The organism is Rhodococcus sp. NPDC054953, from assembly GCF_053609225.1.
Genome location: NZ_JBSGXD010000006.1, coordinates 176,958 through 196,244 on the forward strand (window position 1 = coordinate 176,958; position 19,287 = coordinate 196,244).

20 protein-coding genes and 1 riboswitch are annotated in these 19,287 nt (G+C 71.9%); of the genes, 11 read left to right on the plus strand and 9 right to left on the minus strand.

Annotation, left to right across the window (positions count from 1 at the left end):
• Positions 1–264: 264 nt before the first annotated feature.
• Both ACWF62_RS06880 and ACWF62_RS06885 read right to left on the minus strand, forming a co-directional pair.
• Positions 265–390 (minus strand): hypothetical protein, encoded by a 126-nt coding sequence (locus tag ACWF62_RS06880; RefSeq protein WP_378505723.1) that lies wholly within the window; start codon positions 388–390, stop codon positions 265–267.
• 168 nt (positions 391–558) lie between these two features.
• A complete protein-coding gene (locus ACWF62_RS06885) occupies positions 559–1,992 on the minus strand; it encodes a wax ester/triacylglycerol synthase family O-acyltransferase (protein ID WP_452629699.1) in 1,434 nt (477 codons plus the stop codon).
• A 131-nt stretch (positions 1,993–2,123) separates the two neighbouring features.
• Here ACWF62_RS06885 and ACWF62_RS06890 point away from each other — a divergent pair, with 131 nt between their 5' ends.
• Complete coding sequence (locus ACWF62_RS06890; RefSeq protein ID WP_378505725.1) at positions 2,124–2,867, plus strand: ESX secretion-associated protein EspG; 744 nt, start codon at positions 2,124–2,126, stop codon at positions 2,865–2,867.
• Positions 2,868–2,877: 10 nt separating this feature from the next.
• Here the strand turns inward: ACWF62_RS06890 and trhA are convergent, their stop codons facing one another.
• Positions 2,878–3,543: a PAQR family membrane homeostasis protein TrhA gene (gene trhA / locus ACWF62_RS06895; RefSeq protein WP_378505726.1), complete on the minus strand. Its 666-nt coding sequence runs from the start codon at positions 3,541–3,543 to the stop codon at positions 2,878–2,880.
• Positions 3,544–3,756: 213 nt separating this feature from the next.
• Between trhA and ACWF62_RS06900 the strand changes: the two genes are divergently transcribed.
• Positions 3,757–4,524 carry an isoprenyl transferase gene (locus ACWF62_RS06900; protein WP_452629701.1) on the plus strand — a complete coding sequence of 256 codons (768 nt, stop codon included), beginning with the start codon at positions 3,757–3,759 and terminating at the stop codon, positions 4,522–4,524.
• 1 nt (position 4,525) lies between these two features.
• Here the strand turns inward: ACWF62_RS06900 and coaA are convergent, their stop codons facing one another.
• Positions 4,526–5,458 (minus strand): type I pantothenate kinase, encoded by a 933-nt coding sequence (gene coaA, locus ACWF62_RS06905; RefSeq protein ID WP_378505728.1) that lies wholly within the window; start codon positions 5,456–5,458, stop codon positions 4,526–4,528.
• A 106-nt stretch (positions 5,459–5,564) separates the two neighbouring features.
• On the opposite strand from coaA, the gene ACWF62_RS06910 reads away from it, so the two are divergent.
• From ACWF62_RS06910 to glyA, 3 genes are all read left to right on the plus strand, one after another.
• Positions 5,565–6,821: a DUF885 domain-containing protein gene (locus ACWF62_RS06910; protein WP_378505729.1), complete on the plus strand. Its 1,257-nt coding sequence runs from the start codon at positions 5,565–5,567 to the stop codon at positions 6,819–6,821.
• A 25-nt stretch (positions 6,822–6,846) separates the two neighbouring features.
• Positions 6,847–6,956, plus strand: a riboswitch (SAM riboswitch).
• A 37-nt stretch (positions 6,957–6,993) separates the two neighbouring features.
• A complete protein-coding gene (locus ACWF62_RS06915) occupies positions 6,994–7,278 on the plus strand; it encodes a hypothetical protein (RefSeq protein ID WP_378505730.1) in 285 nt (94 codons plus the stop codon).
• 123 nt (positions 7,279–7,401) lie between these two features.
• Positions 7,402–8,715, plus strand: a complete 1,314-nt coding sequence (gene glyA, locus ACWF62_RS06920) for a serine hydroxymethyltransferase (protein WP_378505731.1) — start codon at positions 7,402–7,404, stop codon at positions 8,713–8,715.
• 59 nt (positions 8,716–8,774) lie between these two features.
• Here glyA and ACWF62_RS06925 read toward each other — a convergent pair whose 3' ends face one another.
• Positions 8,775–9,161, minus strand: coding sequence for a VOC family protein (locus ACWF62_RS06925; RefSeq protein WP_378506035.1), 387 nt, complete (start codon positions 9,159–9,161; stop codon positions 8,775–8,777).
• Positions 9,161–9,457: an ArsR/SmtB family transcription factor gene (locus ACWF62_RS06930; protein WP_378505732.1), complete on the minus strand. Its 297-nt coding sequence runs from the start codon at positions 9,455–9,457 to the stop codon at positions 9,161–9,163. The genes ACWF62_RS06925 and ACWF62_RS06930 overlap by 1 nt, the downstream gene beginning before the upstream one ends.
• Before the next feature lie 278 nt (positions 9,458–9,735).
• On the opposite strand from ACWF62_RS06930, the gene ACWF62_RS06935 reads away from it, so the two are divergent.
• Both ACWF62_RS06935 and ACWF62_RS06940 read left to right on the plus strand, forming a co-directional pair.
• Positions 9,736–11,046, plus strand: a complete 1,311-nt coding sequence (locus tag ACWF62_RS06935) for a PhoH family protein (protein WP_378505733.1) — start codon at positions 9,736–9,738, stop codon at positions 11,044–11,046.
• A gap of 110 nt (positions 11,047–11,156) precedes the next feature.
• Positions 11,157–11,612: a hypothetical protein gene (locus ACWF62_RS06940; RefSeq protein ID WP_378505734.1), complete on the plus strand. Its 456-nt coding sequence runs from the start codon at positions 11,157–11,159 to the stop codon at positions 11,610–11,612.
• 9 nt (positions 11,613–11,621) lie between these two features.
• Here ACWF62_RS06940 and ACWF62_RS06945 read toward each other — a convergent pair whose 3' ends face one another.
• Entirely contained in the window at positions 11,622–13,262 is a 1,641-nt protein-coding gene (locus ACWF62_RS06945; protein WP_452629703.1) for a (2,3-dihydroxybenzoyl)adenylate synthase, read from the minus strand.
• A gap of 66 nt (positions 13,263–13,328) precedes the next feature.
• Here ACWF62_RS06945 and ACWF62_RS06950 point away from each other — a divergent pair, with 66 nt between their 5' ends.
• Both ACWF62_RS06950 and ACWF62_RS06955 read left to right on the plus strand, forming a co-directional pair.
• Positions 13,329–14,105, plus strand: coding sequence for an SDR family oxidoreductase (locus ACWF62_RS06950; protein WP_378505736.1), 777 nt, complete (start codon positions 13,329–13,331; stop codon positions 14,103–14,105).
• Positions 14,106–14,150: 45 nt separating this feature from the next.
• On the plus strand, positions 14,151–14,831 hold the full coding sequence (locus tag ACWF62_RS06955) for an isochorismatase family protein (protein ID WP_378505737.1): 681 nt from the start codon (positions 14,151–14,153) through the stop codon (positions 14,829–14,831).
• A 16-nt stretch (positions 14,832–14,847) separates the two neighbouring features.
• Here ACWF62_RS06955 and ACWF62_RS06960 read toward each other — a convergent pair whose 3' ends face one another.
• A complete protein-coding gene (locus ACWF62_RS06960; protein ID WP_378569672.1) occupies positions 14,848–15,993 on the minus strand; it encodes an isochorismate synthase in 1,146 nt (381 codons plus the stop codon).
• A 75-nt stretch (positions 15,994–16,068) separates the two neighbouring features.
• On the opposite strand from ACWF62_RS06960, the gene panD reads away from it, so the two are divergent.
• Positions 16,069–16,476, plus strand: coding sequence for an aspartate 1-decarboxylase (gene panD / locus ACWF62_RS06965; RefSeq protein ID WP_378505739.1), 408 nt, complete (start codon positions 16,069–16,071; stop codon positions 16,474–16,476).
• Between the two features lie 4 nt (positions 16,477–16,480).
• Here the strand turns inward: panD and ACWF62_RS06970 are convergent, their stop codons facing one another.
• On the minus strand, positions 16,481–17,353 hold the full coding sequence (locus ACWF62_RS06970) for a siderophore-interacting protein (RefSeq protein ID WP_378505740.1): 873 nt from the start codon (positions 17,351–17,353) through the stop codon (positions 16,481–16,483).
• 84 nt (positions 17,354–17,437) lie between these two features.
• Here ACWF62_RS06970 and ACWF62_RS06975 point away from each other — a divergent pair.
• On the plus strand, positions 17,438–19,287 hold a 1,850-nt coding region (locus tag ACWF62_RS06975; RefSeq protein ID WP_452629704.1), incomplete at its 3' end, for a condensation domain-containing protein.

A 19,287-nucleotide genomic window follows, 5' to 3' on the forward strand; every position in this document is an offset into this window, starting at 1 on the left:
GGGGGGCAGGAGAGAAAACACGGGGGCCCCACACCGAAGCGCCGTCTACTTGGCGGCCGGGGTTCCGCCGCTCAGCGCGATCAGCGCGTTGACGAGCCGGCTGCCGTTGTCGTTGGCGCTGCCGATCAGGGTGCCCAGAGTGTCGGTGACCGATCCCATGTGTGCTCCTCAGGTGTGAACGTGCACGGCGCGCGCCGCGCACGGGTGAAAGAGTGGGGTGACGTTCGCGGTGCGCCGCGCGAGTGGTGGCCGCAGCGCTGAGAACTACGCCGGCGGGGCGCCGACGCTGCCCTCGGCGGACCCCATGAACAGCTCGAACAGGCCATCGGCCGCGATGACCGAGCCGAGTCCGGGGATGATTGCACCGATGACGCCTTCGAGTGAACCCACGTGTGCCTCCTAAGCGTTGAACTTCGGGCGGCGGTGCCGGGTCTGCAGGACACAGGCTCGTGCTCCGCTCATTCGTTACGACCGGTCGGTTCGCAACATCGGCACGGTAACAACTGTCTGTATGCAATGTAAGGAAAAACACACTATTCGTGGGGTGTTTCGTCCGAATTATTCGGCCGCGGCCGCCGCCAGCTCGCCCAATGCCGCCGTGAGCAGGCGTTTGTACTCCTGCGGGTCGGGCATCATCGCGGTGTCGGTGCTGAAGGTCAGGTCCACCGCACTCGGCTCCGAGGACACGATCAGGTGACGCAGCCCGGATCCGTCGACGACGCCGAGCACGCCGAGGATGCGCACCACCGGCGCCCCCGCGAAGGCAAGGTCGGTGCCCGCCCACGGCACATTGCTCACCATCGTGTTGTACCCGGACACCGTCTCCCCGGTGTGCTGCTGCAGTCGGCGGGCGTAGCCGGTCAGCCGCAGCAGCCAGGCGGGCGAGGTCTCGATGCGGCGTGCCGCCCGCCGGACGTGCTCGTTGCCGTGCCGGGTCTTCTCGGCGCGGGCGGAGGACGCGATCGCGCGCAGCCGCTCGACCGGGTCCGCGACGTCGGTATGCAGGTCCACCGACAGCAGGCCGACGTGGGTGGCCCGCGGGCCGTCGGTGTCCGCGCCCGCCCCGGTTCCGGTGCCGCGCAACGACATCGGCACCATCGCGGCGAGTGACCCGGTCGGGGTCTCGCCGTGCCCGTCGAGGTAGCCGCGCAGCGCGCCCGCGACGGTGGCGAGCAGCACGTCGTTGACGGTGACGCCGGGCACCGCGGCGCGCACGGTGTCGATCGCCTCCCTCGGCAGCCGCACATGGTCGAACGTCGGCTCGGCGGCTAGGGCGCCGTTGAACCGGCACCGCGGGCGGGTCGCGGGTGGGGTGACGAACTCGCCCGCGGCGGACACCTCGCGGGCCCGGCGGTCGGCGTCGCCGGTGGCGCGCAGACCGAGGCCGAACCGCGTCAGCCGCAGCGGCAGGGTGGCGCCGGCCACCGCGAACTCGACGAGCGGATGCGGTGCCCGCACCGGCTCGGGCAGCCGGTCCGGGGCGGCACCGAACAGGCGGCGTCCGAGGTCCCGGGTGGCGATGCCGTCGCCCGCGCTGTGGTGGAACTTGAGCACCACCGCGGTCATCCGGTCCGGCGAGGCGTCGACGCCGGTGACCCCGGTGAGCACGTGCAACTGCCACGGCGGCCGCGTCAGGTCGATCGGCTCGGCGACGATGCCGGAGACGCGGCGCCGCACCGGTTCCCAGCCCGGTCCGTCGACGGCCTCGAGGTGCACGTGCCGGTCGAGGTCGAGGCGCGGGTCCGGCTCCCAGCTCGGCAGGTCGAGATCCAGTGGTACCCGGCGGATCCGGTGGGTGAACATCCGGGCCTGACCGAGGCGCTCGCGCATCCACCCGGTCACCGCGGGCCGGTCGGGGTCAGCGCCGCCGGTCGCGTCGAACAGGTACACCGCCACGACGTTCGAGCGGTGCCGCTCGCTCTCGTTGTAGTAGTACTCGGCGTCCTGCGGGGCCAGGCGCGCGGGCGCGGGCCCCCCACGTAGAACGGTCACAGTGCTCCCCTTCCGGTTCCCGGTCCGGCAAGGGTAGATCCCGGACCGCTGACCGCGGCGCGAAAAGGGGAATGCCGGACGGCGGAACCGAACGGCCGCGGGTCGCGTCTGGTAGGGGGAATGGATCGTTCGTGGAGGGGGTGTCCGTGCGCGGCATGATCGGCGCGACAACGGCTCAATGGCAGGTTGCCGCAGTGGAGTTCGACATCCTGTGGCGGCTGCATGGCCGGGACCGGTTGCCGTATCCGCTGCGGTGTCGCGGAAGCGCGGACACCGCGGACCGGCACCGCCGCGATCGCCGGGCCGCGGCGGCGCGGATGCGGGCCGTGCTCGACGAGGACCTCCATGAGGCGCTGACGATCCTGCTGGACCCGGCCGTGCGGGTGGAGGTGTGCGGATTCCACGGCGTCCGGCTCGGGTCGGTGACCCGGCTGCACGCGGGCATCCGGGGCGGGGTCGGGGCCCTCGCCGCGCAGGCGCCCGGCACCGACGCGGTGCGGATCTCGCTGCTGCCGGACCGGGCGGTCCCGGCAGCGATCGCCGGTGCGCTTCCCGCCGCGCCCCGAGGAACCGGGGGCGGGGTCACCGGGCGTCGGCGGGTGCCCGCGCCAGGAGCGGTGCTTCGCCCGATCGGCGACCGGGAGGCGGCGCTGGCGGCGTTCCTCGGGCTACCGCGGACCGGGATCGGGGAGATCGGCGTCCACCCCGGACCCGCGGTGGACTGGCGGCCCAGCCCGGATGGTGCCGTCGTGCACTGGATGGACCACCCCGACGGTCGCTACCTGGTCCGCGGATCGGACGCCGCCGAGGTGCTGCCGGTGTCGGAGGCGGAGCTGGCGGCGCAGTTGCGGGCGCTGATCGCCGCCGTCGGGTGACTCGCCGCGATCAGGGGAACACCACCAGCCACACCGCCACGTAGTGGCACAGGGCGGCAACAACCGTTCCGGCGTGGAAGAACTCGTGGTGGCCGAAGGTCGCGGGCCACGGATTCGGCCACCGCGTCGCGTAGAGGACCGCGCCGACGCTGTAGAGCACGCCGCCGACGGCAAGCAACACCAGCGGCAGCCACCCGACCTGCCGGACCAGATCGTCGGCGACCGGCACGATCGCCCACCCCAACAGCAGGTAGAGCGGCACCCCGACCCAGCGGGGCGCGGTGGGCCACAACATCTTCAGCGCCACCCCGGCCGCCGCGCCCGACCACACCACCGCCAGCAGGGGGCGGCCGGTGGCCGGGGGGAGGGCGAGCAGCGCGAACGGGGTGTAGCTGCCCGCGATGAACACGAAGATCATCGAGTGGTCGGCCCGCTTCATCCGGGTGCGCGCGCGGACCGTCGGCCAATGCACCCGGTGGTAGACGGCGCTGACGCCGAACAGGCCGCAGACCGTCACCGCGTACACCGTCGTCGCGGCCGCTGCCGTCGCGGACGCCGTTGCGGCGGCGGCAACCAGCACGGCGCCAGCGGCGACCGCCACCCCGAACGCCCACGCGTGGATCCACCCGCGCAGCCGCGGCTTCGCCGGTGCGGTGGTGTGGTCGAGGACGGTCATGGGTGCTCCCCGGGTCGGCGGACACCTAACCTACGGAACCGTAGGTTAGGTTGCGGGGCGACTGTACCCCGGCCGGACGCCCCCGCGACCGGGGTGCGACGGCGGTCACGTCCCGCCGGACAACCGGTGCCCGCGGACGCCGACCCGGCCCGGCGTAATGTGGCCTCTCGTGGTGCTCGGGAACTTGGCGGAGAAGACGCTGGTGATGTCCAGGTGAAGGTCTCGAACCTGCTGTACAGCCTCTACGAGCGCCGTCTTGCCCGGCAGCTCGGTGGTGTGCAGCGGCCGAGGCATGTCGCCGTCATGTGCGACGGCAACCGGAGGTGGGCACGGGAGAACGGCTTCACCGATGTCGCGCACGGACACCGGATGGGTGCCCTCAAGATCGCCGAACTGCTCCGCTGGTGCGACGAGGCGGGCATCGAGATGGCCACGATCTACCTGCTCTCCACCGAGAATCTGCGCCGCGACCCGGAGGAACTCGACACCCTGATCGAGATCATCACCGACGTCGTCGAGGAGATCTCCGGCCCCGACCAGAACTGGTCCGTCAAGATCGTCGGCACCCTGGACCTGCTGCCCGAGGACTCGGCTCGCAGGCTGCGGGAGGCGGCCGATCGCACCGCGGGGCGCACCGGCACCCATGTCAACGTCGCCGTCGGTTACGGCGGTCGGCAGGAGATCGCCGACGCGGTGCAGTCCCTCGTCCGCCGGAAGCAGGCGGAGGGTCTCGCCGGCGCGGACCTCGTCGAGGCGATCACCGTCGAGGGCATCGGCGGCAACCTGTACACCTCCGGGCAGCCCGACCCGGACCTGGTGATCCGCACGTCCGGTGAGCAGCGGCTATCCGGTTTCCTGCTGTGGCAGAGCGCCTACTCGGAGATCTGGTTCACCGAGGCCTACTGGCCGGAGTTCCGTCGCGTCGACTTCCTCCGGGCACTGCGGGATTACGCGGCCCGGCACCGGCGATTCGGAACCTGAGCTACAGCTTCCGCAGGCGCAGCCGGTTGATCGAATGGTCGGCGTCCTTGCGCAGCACCAGCGTCGCCCGCGGACGGGTCGGCAGGATGTTCTCCACCAGGTTCGGCCGGTTCGTCGAGTTCCAGATCTCCGACGCTGCGATGGTCGCGTGCTCGTCGGACAGATTCGAGTAGTGGTGGAAGTGCGCGTTCGGATCCGCGAACGCCGTCTTCCGCAGCGTCAGGAACCGTTTGATGTACCAGCGTTCGATGTCCTCGACCTTCGCGTCCACGTAGATCGAGAAGTCGAACAGGTCCGAGACCATCAGCCGGGGACCGGTCTGCAGGACGTTCAGCCCCTCCAGGATCAGGATGTCGGGCTGCCGGATGAGGTGATATTGGCCGGGCACCACGTCGTACAGTCGGTGTGAATACACCGGTGCGGCAACCTCTTCCGCGCCCGACTTCACCTCGGTGACGAAACGCAGCAGCTTCCGGCGGTCGTAGCTCTCCGGGAACCCCTTGCGGTGCATGATGCCCCGCCGGGTCAGTTCCGCTGTCGGATACAGGAACCCGTCGGTGGTCACCAGATCCACCCGGGGATGGTGGTCCCAGCGGGCGAGCAGCGCCTGCAGCACCCGGGCGGTGGTGGACTTGCCGACCGCGACCGACCCGGCGACACCGATCACGAACGGCACCTGCCGGTCCGGGTGCTTCTCGCCGAGGAACGTCGCGGTCGCGGCGAACAGCCGCTGCCGGGCCGCGACCTGCAGGTGGATCAGACGCGAGAGCGGCAGGTACACCTCCGCGACCTCGTCGAGGTCGATCTGTTCGCCGAGGCCGCGCATGCCCTGAAGTTCTTCCTCGGTGAGCACCAGCGGAGTCGACTTCCGCAGGGTCCGCCACTGTTTGCGATCGAACTCGACGTACGGACTGCTCTCGCTCACCTTCGCCATGCGCGCGTCCCGACCTCGTCCTGCACAGCCTCGATCTGCATAGGGGAATTGTGCGCGCCCACACACCGGCGCGCCGCGCCGGGTCCGGACACTAGGCTGCCCAGGTATGGACGCCGCCGCATTCGTACGTGAATATCTGCTGCTCGGGCTCGGTTTCGACCGGATCGAGGAGGGATTCGTCGACGCGTATACCGGCGACCCGGCCTTGCGTCGCCAGGTGGAGAACGCCCCGGCGCCCGAGCCGCGGGACCTGGCCCGCCGGGCGGCGCAGCTGCGCGCCGAGCTGCGCAGTGTCGAGCTGCCCGCCGACCGCGCCGAATTCCTCGACGTGCACCTGCGCGCCCTGGAGTGCTCGGCGCGCACGTTCGCCGGCGAGCGGATCGGATTCGTCGACGAGGTGCACGCCTACTTCGACGTTCGGATCGAGGAGGGCAATGTCGACGACTACCGGGACGCGCACCGGGCGATGGACGAGGTGCTCGCGGGCGGCGGCACCCTCGCGGAGCGGCTGCAGGCGCACCGCGCCGCCGACGAGATCCCGCCGGAGCGGCTCGCCGAGTGCGTCGACGCGTTCTCCTCGGCGCTGCGGGACCTGGTGCGCGCCCGCTACCCGCTGCCCGAGACCGAACGCGTCGAGTACGAGGTGGTCGGCGACAAGCCGTGGTCGGGCTTCAACTACTACCTGGGCGACTATCGCTCCAAGGTGGCGATCAACTCGGATCTCAAGCAGCACATGGCGAATCTGCCGCACCTGATCGCCCACGAGGCGTATCCGGGTCACCACACCGAGCACTGCCGCAAGGAGGCGGGCCTGGTCGATGCCGGGCAGGTCGAGCACACCCTCTTCCTCGTCAACACCCCGCAGTGCCTGATGGCGGAGGGCCTGGCGGACCATGCGCTGGGTGCGATCGTGGGGGACAGGAGCGGAGCCGGCGGAGCGACCCGGGGGGACAGGAGCGGAGCCGGCGGAGCGACCCGGGGACAGGGCTGGGGGAGGTGGGCGGAGCAGATTTATGCGGACCTGGGACTGCGGTTCGACGGCGAGCGCGCCGAGGCGCTGTCGACCGCGTCCGCGAAGCTGCTCGGGGTGCGGCAGGACGCGGCGCTGCTGCTACACGACCGCGGCCGCTCCCACGACGAGGTCGCGCGGTTCCTGCAGACCTGGAACCTCAGCACGCCGGAGCGGGCGCGGCAGTCGCTGCGCTTCCTGTCGTCGCCGCTGTGGCGGGCCTACACCTCCACTTACGTCGAGGGCTACCGGCTGCTCGGAGGCTGGCTGGACCGTGCCGTGGACGCCGACGACCGCGCGGACCGGTTCGGGCGGCTGCTCGACGAACCGCTGATCCCGTCCGCCCTGCGCTGACCGGCGTCGCCTACACTGGTCGCAGCTTCACGAGTGCCGTCGCCAAGCCCCGACTGGACGGCCGCCAACCCCACGCTCGCGGGTGGCTCGGGTGACGAAGCGGCCCGCACCGACCGGTGCAGGCAGGAGCGCCCCCGGATTCCGGGCGGCCCGAGGAACTCGGGAGTACCCCATGAACCAGTTGCCCACCGCCGTCCCCGCCGCGCCGCACGGCGTCGACGACACCGCCGTCGACGTGCTGGTCCTGGTGCAGTCCGACGATCGGATCCGGCTCGAATGGCCGGACGGGGTGGCGGTGCGCACGCATCCCGATCCGCGTCCGTTGCGGGCCGCGCTGCGGTCCACGGGCGGTTTCGCGCGGTGGCGGCCCGGCAGGCAGCTGCTGGCGGTGCCCGCAGGCCCCGGCCGCAGCCTGCTGTTCGGGCTCGCCGCCCCCGCACCGGTGGTGCCGCGGTGACCAGCGGATTCGTCCGGTCCGGTCGCCCGGGCCCGGCGCCCTCCGCACCCGCGGCGAGATGCCACTGACCTGGCCCTAGAATGAGGGTGCCCCCTGCCCGGCCTTTCGCTTGGAGATCCCTCGATGACCGCTGTGCCCAGCACCGACGTCAACAACGCTTCGCTCGCCGAACTCGACCCCGAGGTCGCGGCGGCCATGAACGGTGAGCTGGCCCGTCAGCGCGACACCCTGGAGATGATCGCGTCGGAGAACTTCGTTCCCCGCGCGGTGCTGCAGGCGCAGGGCAGTGTCCTGACCAACAAGTACGCCGAGGGTTACCCGGGCCGTCGCTACTACGGCGGCTGCGAGCACGTCGATGTGGTGGAGAACCTGGCGCGCGAGCGTGCCAAGGCCGTCTTCGGGGCCGAGTTCGCGAACGTGCAGCCGCACGCGGGTGCGCAGGCCAACGCCGCCGTCCTGATGGCACTGATGAACCCGGGCGAGAAGCTGCTCGGCATGGATCTCGCGCACGGCGGTCACCTCACGCACGGCATGAAGCTGAACTTCTCCGGCAAGCTGTACCAGGTCGCGTCGTACGGGGTCCGTGAGGACACCCACGTCGTCGACATGGACAAGGTCCGTGAGATCGCGCTCGCCGAGCGTCCGCAGGTGCTCATCGCGGGCTGGTCCGCCTACCCGCGGCACCTCGACTTCGCCGCGTTCCGCGCGATCGCCGACGAGATCGACGCCAAGCTGTGGGTCGACATGGCGCACTTCGCTGGTCTGGTTGCCGCGGGCCTGCACCCGTCGCCGGTGCCGCATGCCGACGTCGTGTCCACCACCGTGCACAAGACCCTCGGCGGTCCCCGCTCCGGCATGATCCTCGCCAAGCAGGAATGGGCGAAGAAGCTGAACTCCGCGGTGTTCCCCGGTCAGCAGGGCGGGCCGCTGATGCACGCGGTCGCCGCGAAGGCCGTCGCGATGAAGATCGCGGGCACCGACGAGTTCAAGGCCCGTCAGGAGCGCACCCTCGCTGGCGCGAAGATCCTCGCCGAGCGTCTCGGCGGTTCCGACGTCGCGGGCAACGGCATCTCGGTGCTCACCGGCGGCACCGACGTGCACCTGGTGTTGGTGGACCTGCGGAACTCCGCGCTCGACGGCCAGCAGGGCGAGGATCTGCTGCACGAGATCGGTATCACCGTGAACCGCAACGCGGTTCCGTTCGATCCGCGCCCGCCGATGAACCCGTCCGGCCTGCGCATCGGCACGCCGGCGCTGGCCACCCGTGGTTTCGGCGACGCCGAGTTCACCGAGGTCGCCGACATCATCGCCACCGCCCTGGCGAACGGCACGAACGCCGACGTCCCCGCGCTGCGCGCGCGGGTGTCGAAGCTGGCCCTCGACTTCCCGCTGTACGACGGGCTCGAGGACTGGGGCATGCTCTCCAAGAACGTCTAGGCGACAATTGACGACGGCCCACACCCCGCGGGGTGTGGGCCGTCGTCGTGTTCCGGCGCCTATTTCATGGTGGCGAGCTGGATCAGATTCCCGCAGGTGTCGTCGAGAACGGCCGTCACGACCGGGCCGAAATCGGTTGCCTCCTGGGTGAACTCGACTCCGAGTGCGCGGAGGCGTTCGACCTCGGCGTATACGTCGTCGACGGCGAACTGGGTGTACGGGATGCCGTCGGCGACCAGTGCCTCCCTGAACGGGCGCGCCGCCGGGTGCCCGGCCGGTTCGAGCAGCAGCTCGGTGCCGTCCGGGTTCGCGGGGGAGACGACGGTGAGCCAGCGGGCGTCGCCGGTGGGCACGTCTGTCTTCTTCACGAAGCCGAGCTTCTCGGTGTAGAACGCGAGCGCCTTGGCCTGGTCGTCCACGAGCACGCTGGTGATGTTGATGCGGATCACGGGGTCGGTTCCTCTCGGTTGATGGGCCACCGTTCGACGATTGCGCGGAGCGGACCGGTGTCGATGTGGTGGAACTTGTATCGGCCCTGACGCCGGGTGTGCACCAGGCCCGACTGTTCGAGGACCGCGAGGTGCTGCGAGACCGCCTGACGGGATGAGGTGAGGCCGTGTTTCATCGTGAGCCTGCCGCAGATCTCGAACAGGGTCTGCCCGTCGCGGTCGATCAGCTCATCCAGGATGGTGCGTCGCGTCGCGTCGCTGATCGCCTTGAATAGGTCGGGTTCTGCGTCCACGAGCCAAGTATATGCAAGTCGGCACTTGCCTATCAAGCGTCGGCCCCGCCTTAACGCAACGTTCACCGTGTTGCTCACGGTGCGGCGCCCGCGGTGGACGTAGCGTTCGGATCAACGGGTGACAGGGGAAGTCGCCCGTCCGGGAGGTTCGAGTCGTGACTGACTTGTTCGGTGCGAGGGGACCGGCGCCCGGTCCCTGCGGGGCTCGGGCCTCGCGCGGACCCACCGGCCCAGCGAACCGCCGCCTGCGCGGGCGCCGCGTCGGCGTAGGAGCCACCGTGACCGCAAACCGCTCCGTCCGCACCTACGTTCTCGACACCTCGGTCCTGCTCTCCGATCCCTGGGCGGTCGCCCGGTTCGCCGAGCACGACGTGATCCTGCCGCTGGTGGTGATCAGTGAACTGGAAGGGAAGCGACACCACCACGAGCTGGGATGGTTTGCACGCGAAGCACTTCGGTTGCTCGACGATCTCCGGATCGAGCACGGCCGACTCGACCAACCCGTCCCGATCGGCACCGACGGCGGCACCCTGCAGGTGGAGCTCAACCACACCGACCCGTCGGTGCTGCCGGTCGGCTTCCGCACCGACTCGAACGACTCTCGGATCCTGGCGTGCGCGCTGAATCTCGCGGCCGAGGGGCGGGACGTGACACTGGTCAGCAAGGACATCCCGCTGCGGGTCAGGGCGGGCGCCGTCGGGCTCCCCGCGGACGAGTACCACGCCCACGACGTGGTGCCGTCCGGGTGGACCGGGATGACGGAACTCGACGTCGCCTCCGAGCGGATCGACGAGCTGTTCGCCGACGGTGTCGTCGAGCTCGACGAGGCGCGGGAGCTGCCGTGCCACACCGGGATCCGGCTGCTCGGCACCCGGTCCAGCGCGTTGGGGCGGGTCACCCCCGACAAGCGGGTGCAGCTGGTGCGGGGGGAGCGGGAGGCGTTCGGCCTGCACGGCCGGTCCGCGGAACAGCGCATCGCCCTCGACCTGCTGCTCGACGAGAGCGTCGGCATCGTGTCCCTCGGCGGCAAGGCGGGCACCGGCAAGTCGGCGCTCGCCCTCACCGCCGGGCTCGAGGCGGTGCTCGAACGGCGCAGCCACCGCAAGGTGGTGGTGTTCCGGCCGCTGTACGCGGTCGGCGGGCAGGACCTCGGCTACCTGCCGGGCAGCGAGAGCGAGAAGATGGGGCCGTGGGCGCAGGCCGTCTTCGACACCCTCGACGGGCTCGCTGGCCCCGAGGTGATGGAGGAGGTCATCGCCCGCGGCATGCTGGAGGTGCTGCCGCTGACGCACATTCGCGGCCGCTCGCTGCACGATTCGTTCGTCATCGTCGACGAGGCTCAGTCGCTCGAACGGAACGTGCTGTTGACGGTGCTGTCCCGGCTTGGCAGCGGATCCAGGGTTGTCCTTACCCACGATGTCGCCCAGCGCGATAACCTGCGGGTCGGTCGGCACGACGGCGTCGCCGCGGTGATCGAAAAGCTCAAGGGGCATCCGCTTTTCGCGCACATCACGCTGACCCGCAGCGAGCGGTCGCCGATCGCGGCGCTGGTCACCGAGATGCTCGAGGAGTTCGGCCCCACCCCCTAAGCGGCTCCACCTGTGAGTCCTTGTGGTCCCGTCAGGGACCAGAAGGACTCACAGGCGGCGGAGCCGCCTCCAGCGTTTGACGGCACGGTGCCCGTTGGTCAGGATGTGGTGTGCGCACTGTGATGCGGGTCATCTACGCGACCGTGGTGGCGACGGTACTCGCCCTGGTTGCGGCGCCGCTCGCGGCCGCGCAGGGCCCGTGGTTCGCGGACCGGGTCGGCGGAGCCAGCCAGGTGATCGCGGTCAACGGAACCGGTGGCACCCACGCGACACTCGAGGCGTGGCAGCGCTCGCCGGTCGGGTGGCACCGCATCACGCCGTCCCTTCCCGCGACGGTCGCCGATGATGGTGCCCTTGCCGCCGCGCGCGGGGTGTTCCGCCTCGAGGAGCAGGCAGGGGCAACCCCGTCCCCGGACGGCGGTCTGGCCTACCGCACGGCCGCGGCGGGCGGGGTTCCGGACGGCGCGGGAGAACCCGCCCTTGGCCGGGTCGCGGTGGACGCGACCGCCCTGCAGTGGCTGACCCGGTGGCTGCAGCCGGGCGCGGTGATCGCGATCGGGGCCTGACCGACCCGCTCAGCGGGCGCCGAGGACGCGCCGCAGCTCCTTGCGGCTGGTCTTGCCGACCCCGGTCTCCGGGAATGCGTCGAGCACCCGCACCCGGTCCGGGATCTTCCACGCCGCGAGGCCGCGTTCGCGCACGAACGCACGGATCTGGCCGGTCGTCGGCGGGTTCACCGGGTCGGCGGCGAGGACGAACGCGCAGGTGCGTTCGCCGAGATACTCGTCGGGGATCGCGACCACGACCACGTCCCGCACCGCGGGGTGCGCGAGCAGATGCTCCTCGACCTCCTCGGCGGACACCTTCTCGCCGCCGCGGTTGATCCGGTCCACCGCGCGACCGCACACGGTGATGTTGCCTCCGGGGTCGACCCGGACGACGTCGCCGGTGCGATACCAGCCGTCCGGGGTGAACGACCGCGCGTTTGCGTCGGCGTTGCGGTAGTAGCCGCGAATCGTGTAGGGGCCCTGGGTCAGGAGGGCGCCCTCGGTGCCCGGCGGGACGTCCTCGTCGTTGTCGTCGACGACCCGGATCCGGTCGAACGGCGACATCGGCCTGCCCTGGGTGGTGGTCACGACGTCGTCGGGGTCGTCGAGCCGGGTGTAGCAGACCAGGCCCTCCGCCATGCCGAACACCTGCTGGAGTCGGGCGCCGAGGGCGGGACCGATCCGGGCGGCCAGCTCGTCCGGGCAGCGCGCCCCGCCGACCTGGACCGTGCTCAGGGTGGCGATGTCGTGCGGATGCCCGCGCTCGGCGGTCTCGACCCACAGCCGGGCCAGCGGCGGCACCAGCCCGGTCATCGTCACGCCAGCACGGGCGATCATCGCGAACGCGGCGGACGGGCTCGGTGACGGGGTGAGCGCGATCGTCCCGCCCGCGGCGATGGCGCCGAGGATGCCGGGGGAGCTCATCGGAAAGTTGTGTGCCACAGGGAGAGTCGCCATGTAGACGGTGTTTGCGGTGACGCCGCAGAGCTCGTTGCTGCGGACCACGCTGTAGAGGTAGTCGTCGTGGGTGCGGGGGATCAGCTTGGGGACGCCCGTGCTGCCGCCGGACAGCTGCAGGAACGCGACCGCCCCCGGATCGGCGGGGGGGAACGTGCGCGGCGCGCCGCGGGTCTCGCCGAAGTCGACGGTGCCCTCCGGTGCGGCGGCGCCCGGATCGGGAATGCAGACGATGGTGCGCAGCGCGGCCGAGCCCGCCGCGACCTCGACGGCCAGTGCGGCGTGATCGAAGCCGTCGTGGTGGTGGGCGACGACGATCGCCACTGCCCCGGACGCCGCGGCGAGCGCGGTCAGCTCCGCGGACCGGTGCGCGGGGAGGCAGAACACCGGCAGCGCACCGATCCGGAAGAGCGCGAACACGGTCGCGACGTACTCGGCGCGGTTCGGCAGCTGGACGAGCACCCGCTCGCGCGGCGCGACACCGAGATCGGCGAGACCCGCGGCGAGGCCGTCGACCCGCGCGTCGAGCTCCCGGTAGGTCCAGCGGGTGTCGGCGTCGACCACCGCGGGGGAGTCCGGACGGGCCGCGGCGGACTCCCGGAGCACCTGGTCGAATGTCCTTCCGGCCCAGAGTCCCTCGGCGCGGAAGCGGGTGGCGTCCGGCGCGGGCCACGGGGTGAACTCGACCGGACCGGGCGAGGTCGTCGACACCACTGCACACTCCCCTCTCGGTGACTCGTCGGCACGAGGCAACGGGCATTAGGATAGCCTAGGCTCATGGCAGTGGAGGGAGTGGCCGGACGGTCCGTGCTGGTGACCGGCGCCGCGGGCGGCATCGGTGCCGCCGTCGCCCGGATCTTCGAGGAGGCGGGCGCGACGGTCGCCCGGTGGGACACCGCGGGCGTTGCCGGGGCCGACCTGCGCGCGGGCGGGACCCTCGCCGTCGATGTCACCGACGCCGACGCGGTCGCCGCCGGATTCACCGCCACCGAGGAAGCGGTCGGTCCGGTCTCCATCCTCGTCCACGCCGCGGGCGTGCTGCGTACCGGCTCCGGACTGGACCGCGGCGGCGACTGGGACACCTGCATGGCGGTCAACGCGACCGGCACCCGCAACGTGGCTGGCGAGGCAGCCCGGCGGTTCGTCGCCGCCGTCGCCGCAGGCGCCGACCCGGGCGTCATCGTCGGGGTGTCCTCCAATGCGGCGGCCACCCCGCGTGCCGCGATGGCCGCCTACGGCGCATCCAAGGCCGCGGCCACCGCCTACCTGCGCAGCCTCGGGCTCGAGCTGGCCCCGCACGGGATCCGGTGCAACGTCATCTCGCCCGGGTCCACCGACACGCCGATGCTGCGCGGCATGTGGGCGGCGGGGAGCGACGAGTCCGCGTCCGTGATCGCCGGCGACGCATCGGCCTTCCGGCTCGGCATCCCGCTCGGCCGGATCGCGCACCCGGACGACATCGCGCGCACCGCGCTGTTCCTCTGCTCGGACGCGGCCCGGCACATCACGCTGCACGACCTGCGGGTCGACGGCGGCGCAACCCTCGACATGTGACACCTGTAATCCCAACGCACACCGACGACCCCGAGGAGCAACCGGATGGCCATCCCGCCGATCGCGCCGTACGCACTGCCGAGCCGCGCCGAGGTGCCCGCCGACCGGGTGGACTGGGCGCTGGACTCGTCACGCTGCGCGCTGCTCGTGCACGACATGCAGCGGTACTTCATCGACGCCTACGAGCCGGGCACCGAACCGATCACGTCGGTGGTCGCGAACATCGCCGCGATCCGGGACGCGTGCGCCAGGGCCGGGATCCCGGTGATCTACACGATGCAGCCGGGCGACCAGCATCCGTCCCGGCGCGGCATCCTCGCCGACTTCTGGGGGGTCGGGATGGCCACCGGCCGCGACACCGAGGTGATCGACGAGCTGGCGCCCCGCGCGTCCGACATCCAGGTCACCAAGTGGCGGTATTCGGCGTTCCAGCGCACCGACCTGCGGCAGCTGCTCGGGCACTTCGGGCGCGACCAGCTGATCGTGACCGGGGTATACGCGCACATGGGGTGCATGCTCAGCGCCACCGAGGCGTTCATGAGTGATGTCGCCCCGTTCCTGGTGGTGGATGCCACGGCCGACTTCACCCGCGACGAGCATCTGATGGCGCTCGAGTACGTGGCCAAGCGCGCGGGCCGGGTGCCGACCACCGCGGAGGTGGTGTCCGCGATCGACGCGACGACCGCGGTGCGCGACCCCGAGGAGCGGGCCTCGACCACCGCATGAGCGGTGCGGGCCTGCGTCAGCGGGTGACCCCGAGCGCGGCCATGATGGTGCCGAATTTGGTTGTGGTTTCGTCGAGTTCGTCGGCGGGGTCGGAGCCCTCGACGATGCCACCGCCCGCATGGGCGATGACGGTCCTTCCGTCGGCGGCGATCTGCGCGCAGCGGATGGTCACCATCCATTCGCCGTCGCCGGAGGCGTCGGACCAGCCGACCGCGCCCGCGTAGAAGCCGCGGCCACCCTCGACCTCGAGAATCGTGCGCATCGCCTCGGCGGTCGGGGTGCCGCACACGGCCGGGGTGGGGTGCACCGCGAGGGCCAGGTCCAGCGCACCGATCGACCGGTCGCGCAGGGTCGCCCGGATGGGGGTGCCCAGATGCCAGAGGTGCGGTGTCGTGGTCAGGATCGGGGCGTCGGGGGCGTCGATGTCGGTGCACAGCGGTGCCAGCGCGTCCCGGAGTGAGGCGATCACGTAGGCGTGTTCGGCGAGGTCCTTCGCGGACGCGGCCAGCGCGCGTCCGCGGGCGGCGTCGGTCTCCGGGTCGTGGTGGCGCGGCGCGGATCCGGCGAGCGGGTGGCAGGTCACCGTGTCGCCCCGCCTGCGGATCAGGACCTCCGGGCTGGATCCGACCAGCCGCACACCGCGATGGCCGGGACCGGCAGCGGACAGGTCCACCGAGAACCCGTTTCCCGCGGGATCCGCCGCGACCAGGCGGTCGAGGACGGCCTCGTGCTCGACCGTGGTTCCTGCGGTCAACTCGACGGCGCGGGCGAGCACGACCTTGCGGAGGGTGGAGCTGCGCAGCGCCGCGATCGCGTCGGCAACCCGGCGGGCGTGCTCGGCGGGGGAGGGGAGGCTGCGGGCGATCGCGACGTCCCGCGGCGCGGCACGGTGCCGCGGCACCGGCAGCGGACCGTCGGTGACGTCGAGCCGGTGCGGCACGGTCAGCGCGGCGGGCTCCCGGACGTCGAAGGGCAGTGCCCCGACGATCGCCGGGGCGGTGCCCGCGCGCAGGAGGGCGATCGCGTCGCCGGGGTCGGTGAGGGTGTCGTCGACCCCGTACGCGAGGACCGTCCCGTGCGGGCGGGACAGGACGAAATGCGGTCGGGCCGGATCGGGTTCGTCGGTCGACGTGGCCTGGTTCGCAGCCGTGGCGGTTGTCATCTGTCGTTCCTCGCTGGTCGGCGTCCACCACCAACCCCTGTCGCACTGTACTTCGCTTAGGCTAACCTATCGGACGTGAACCGCATCATGCTCTCCGGGAAGATCCACCGCGCCACCGTCACCCAGGCCGACCTGCACTACGTCGGATCGGTCACCATCGACGAGGACCTGATGGACGCCGCCGACGTGCTCGAGGGCGAGCAGGTGCACATCGTCGACATCGACAACGGTGCCCGCCTCGAGACCTACGCGATCGCGGGCGCCCGCGGTTCCGGCGTGATCGGCATCAACGGTGCTGCCGCGCACCTGATCTCGCCCGGTGATCTGGTGATCATCATGGCCTACCGGCAGGTCGACGATCGCGAGGCCGCCGACCTGGTGCCCCGCGTCGTCCACGTGGACCGCGCCAACGCGATCGTGCAGCTGGGCTCCGACCCGGCCGAGCCGGTGCCCGGCGCGGAGGACCAGCTGGCCACCCGCTGACCCGTTAGGCGTGATCGCGACGTCGGTGATCCAGCGACTCGACGGCCTGGTCCCGCAGCGCCCGCACCCTCGCCAGCGCGCCCGTCGCGGGCAGCCGCCAGTAGCCGGACGCGTCGAGCAGGTCCCGCGGGATCCCGAGTTCCTTTGCCACTGACCGCAGTTCGCGCACAATCGCGGCCTCGCCCGCGATCCACATCCAGCCGTCGCCTGCGGTCGGGGCGAGGCGTCGCACCTCGTCCGCCAGCAGCGTCGCATCCGGGACCCCCGGACGGCGGTGCACCCAGGTGACCCCGGCCAGGTCGGCCTGTTCCTCGGCGGATCCGTCCACGAGGACCACCGCGTGCAGGGCGGCCGGATCGTCATGGGTGTCCACGTAGCGTCCGATCGCCGGCAGCGCGGTCTCGTCGCCCGCCAGCAGCCACCAGTCCGCGCCGACCGGCGGAATCGTCGACACCTTCGGGCCTGCCAGGTGCAGCACATCACCCGGCCGGGCGTCGCGCGCCCAGTTGCCCGCCACGCCGTGGCCGTGCACCACGAAGTCGAGGTCGAGTTCGCCGGTGGCCGGATCGAACCGGCGCACCGTGTATGCCCTGGCGACCGGCGCGGGCTTGCGGGGCCAGTGCAGGTGGCCGTCGTGCTGCTCCGGCAGCACCGGCGCGCTCTCGCCCTCCTCGGGAAGAAAGACCTTCACGTAGTCGTCGGCTCCCTCGGTGCGGAACGCGGTGACCTCGTACTTTCCGGACCGGAACGCCTCGAGCTGCTCGCCGCCGACGGTAATCCGGCGCATCCGTGGGGTTACCTCGGTGGTGCGGATGACCCGCAACTCCCGCAGCACGATCGGCAGGTCGAGCCGCCTGGACGGGGTGGTCACCGGCATGCGCTGGGTCCTTTCGTTGGCCGCAACCCACCTTGGGTAGGGTAGGTAATCCTAACCTGCTGGGGCCGGGGTGGCATCCCCGGGTTGCCCGAGAACGTTGAGGAGTCGTCGGTGGAGTCGAGTGTGCAGCACCCGCGGTCGTCCGTCCGGACCGCGCTGTCGTCCGCGCAGGCAGGTATGTGGTTCGCGCAGCAGCTCGACCCGGCAAACCCCACCTTCGTCACCGGCCAGTGCCTCGAGATCGTCGGGCCGCTCGACCCGGCCGTCCTCGCCAGCGCGGTCGACCGGGTCGTCGCCGAGTCGCCGGAACTGCGCACCCGCATCGACGCGGGCGACGAGATCACCCAGGTGCCCGGCGGATGGACGGTGCCGCCCACCGCCACCGTCACCGTCGCCGGGTGGGACGCCGCACTGACCCACATGCGTGCGCGGCTGCGCGAACCGATCGACCTGACCGCCGCCGCCGGGTTCGGTGCCACCGTCCTGGTGCTCGGCGACGAGCATCACGCCCTGTTCCTGCGCGCCCAGCACACCCTGCTCGACGTCTACGGCTACGGCCTGCTCGGCAGGCGCATCGCCGCCGTGTACAACGCCCTCGACGCCGGAACGCAGCCGCCGCCGCCCCGCTTCGACCCGATCGGGAAGGTCGTCGACGAGGACCGGGCCCGCGCCGGGTCGGACCGGGCCGCGGCCGACCGCGACTTCTGGACCGCGGAACTGCGCGGCGCACCCGACGCGACGACCCCCGCCCTCGCGCCTGCGCCGCCCGCGGCGGCGGTGGCGTCGGTGCTGCGCGCGCGGACCGTCACCGTCGGGGCCGACGTGGCGGACCTGCTCGACGGGATCGGCCGAGGGGTAGGCGGCGGCTGGGCCGACGCCGTCACCGCGACGATCGCGGGCCAGCTCGCCAGGGTCACCGGGGAACTCGATGTGACACTGGGCTTTCCGTCGATGAACCGGATGGGCACCGCGGCGGCCAGGGTGCTCACCACGGCCGTCAACGTTGTCCCGCTGCGGGTGCCGGTCGACCCGGCCGCCGGGATCGCGGCGCTCACCGCGGTGGTGCGCGCCGCCGTCGCCAGGACCGCGCCGCACACCCGCTACCGCGGCGAGGACATCCACCGGGACCTGCGGTTGCCCGCCACCGCACCGGGACCGGTCGGGCCGACCGTCAACATCAAGCCGTTCGGCGACTCGCTGCGCTTCACCGGTGCCTCCGCGACGGTGCACTCCCTCGCCCGCGGACCGGTCCGCGACATCGCGTTCGTGGTGCGCAGGCTCGACCGCACCGGGGAACTCGAGATCCAGATCGACGCGGACGCGGCGCGGTACACCGACGCCGACCTCGCGCGGCACGCCGCGGGCCTGACCCGGATGCTGCACGCCGCCGTCGCCGCCGACCCGGCACTTGCCCGGGTGACGCTGCTGGAACCCGATGCGCCGCACGCCGTTCCCCGCGGGTGGTCGGGTGCGGCCGCGCACGACGAGTGCCCCGACGTGCTGTCCCGGTTCGACGCGCAGGTCGCGGCCCGACCCGACGCGCCCGCGCTGGTCGCGGGCGACGAGCGGCTGAGCTACCGCGACCTCGCCACCCGGGTCGGCGACCTCGCCGCCGAGTTGCGCGGCCGCGGCGCCCGGCCGGAGTCGCTGGTCGCGCTCGCCCTGCCCCGCACCGCCGACGCGGTGGTGGCACTGCTCGCGGTGCTGCGGACCGGGGCCGGGTATGTGCCGCTCGACCCGCAGTTCCCCACGGCCCGGCTCGACCACATGCTCGCCGACGCCCGGCCGGCGATCCTGCTGGCGGCCGGTGACGTCACCGACCGGGTCGAGGTCCCCGAGACCACCGCGGTCGGCGTGCTCACCGGCGGCGCCCCGGTGTGGACCGCGGACTGCCCCGGCGGCACGGCCGGGGACGGCGGACACCCGGCGACCAC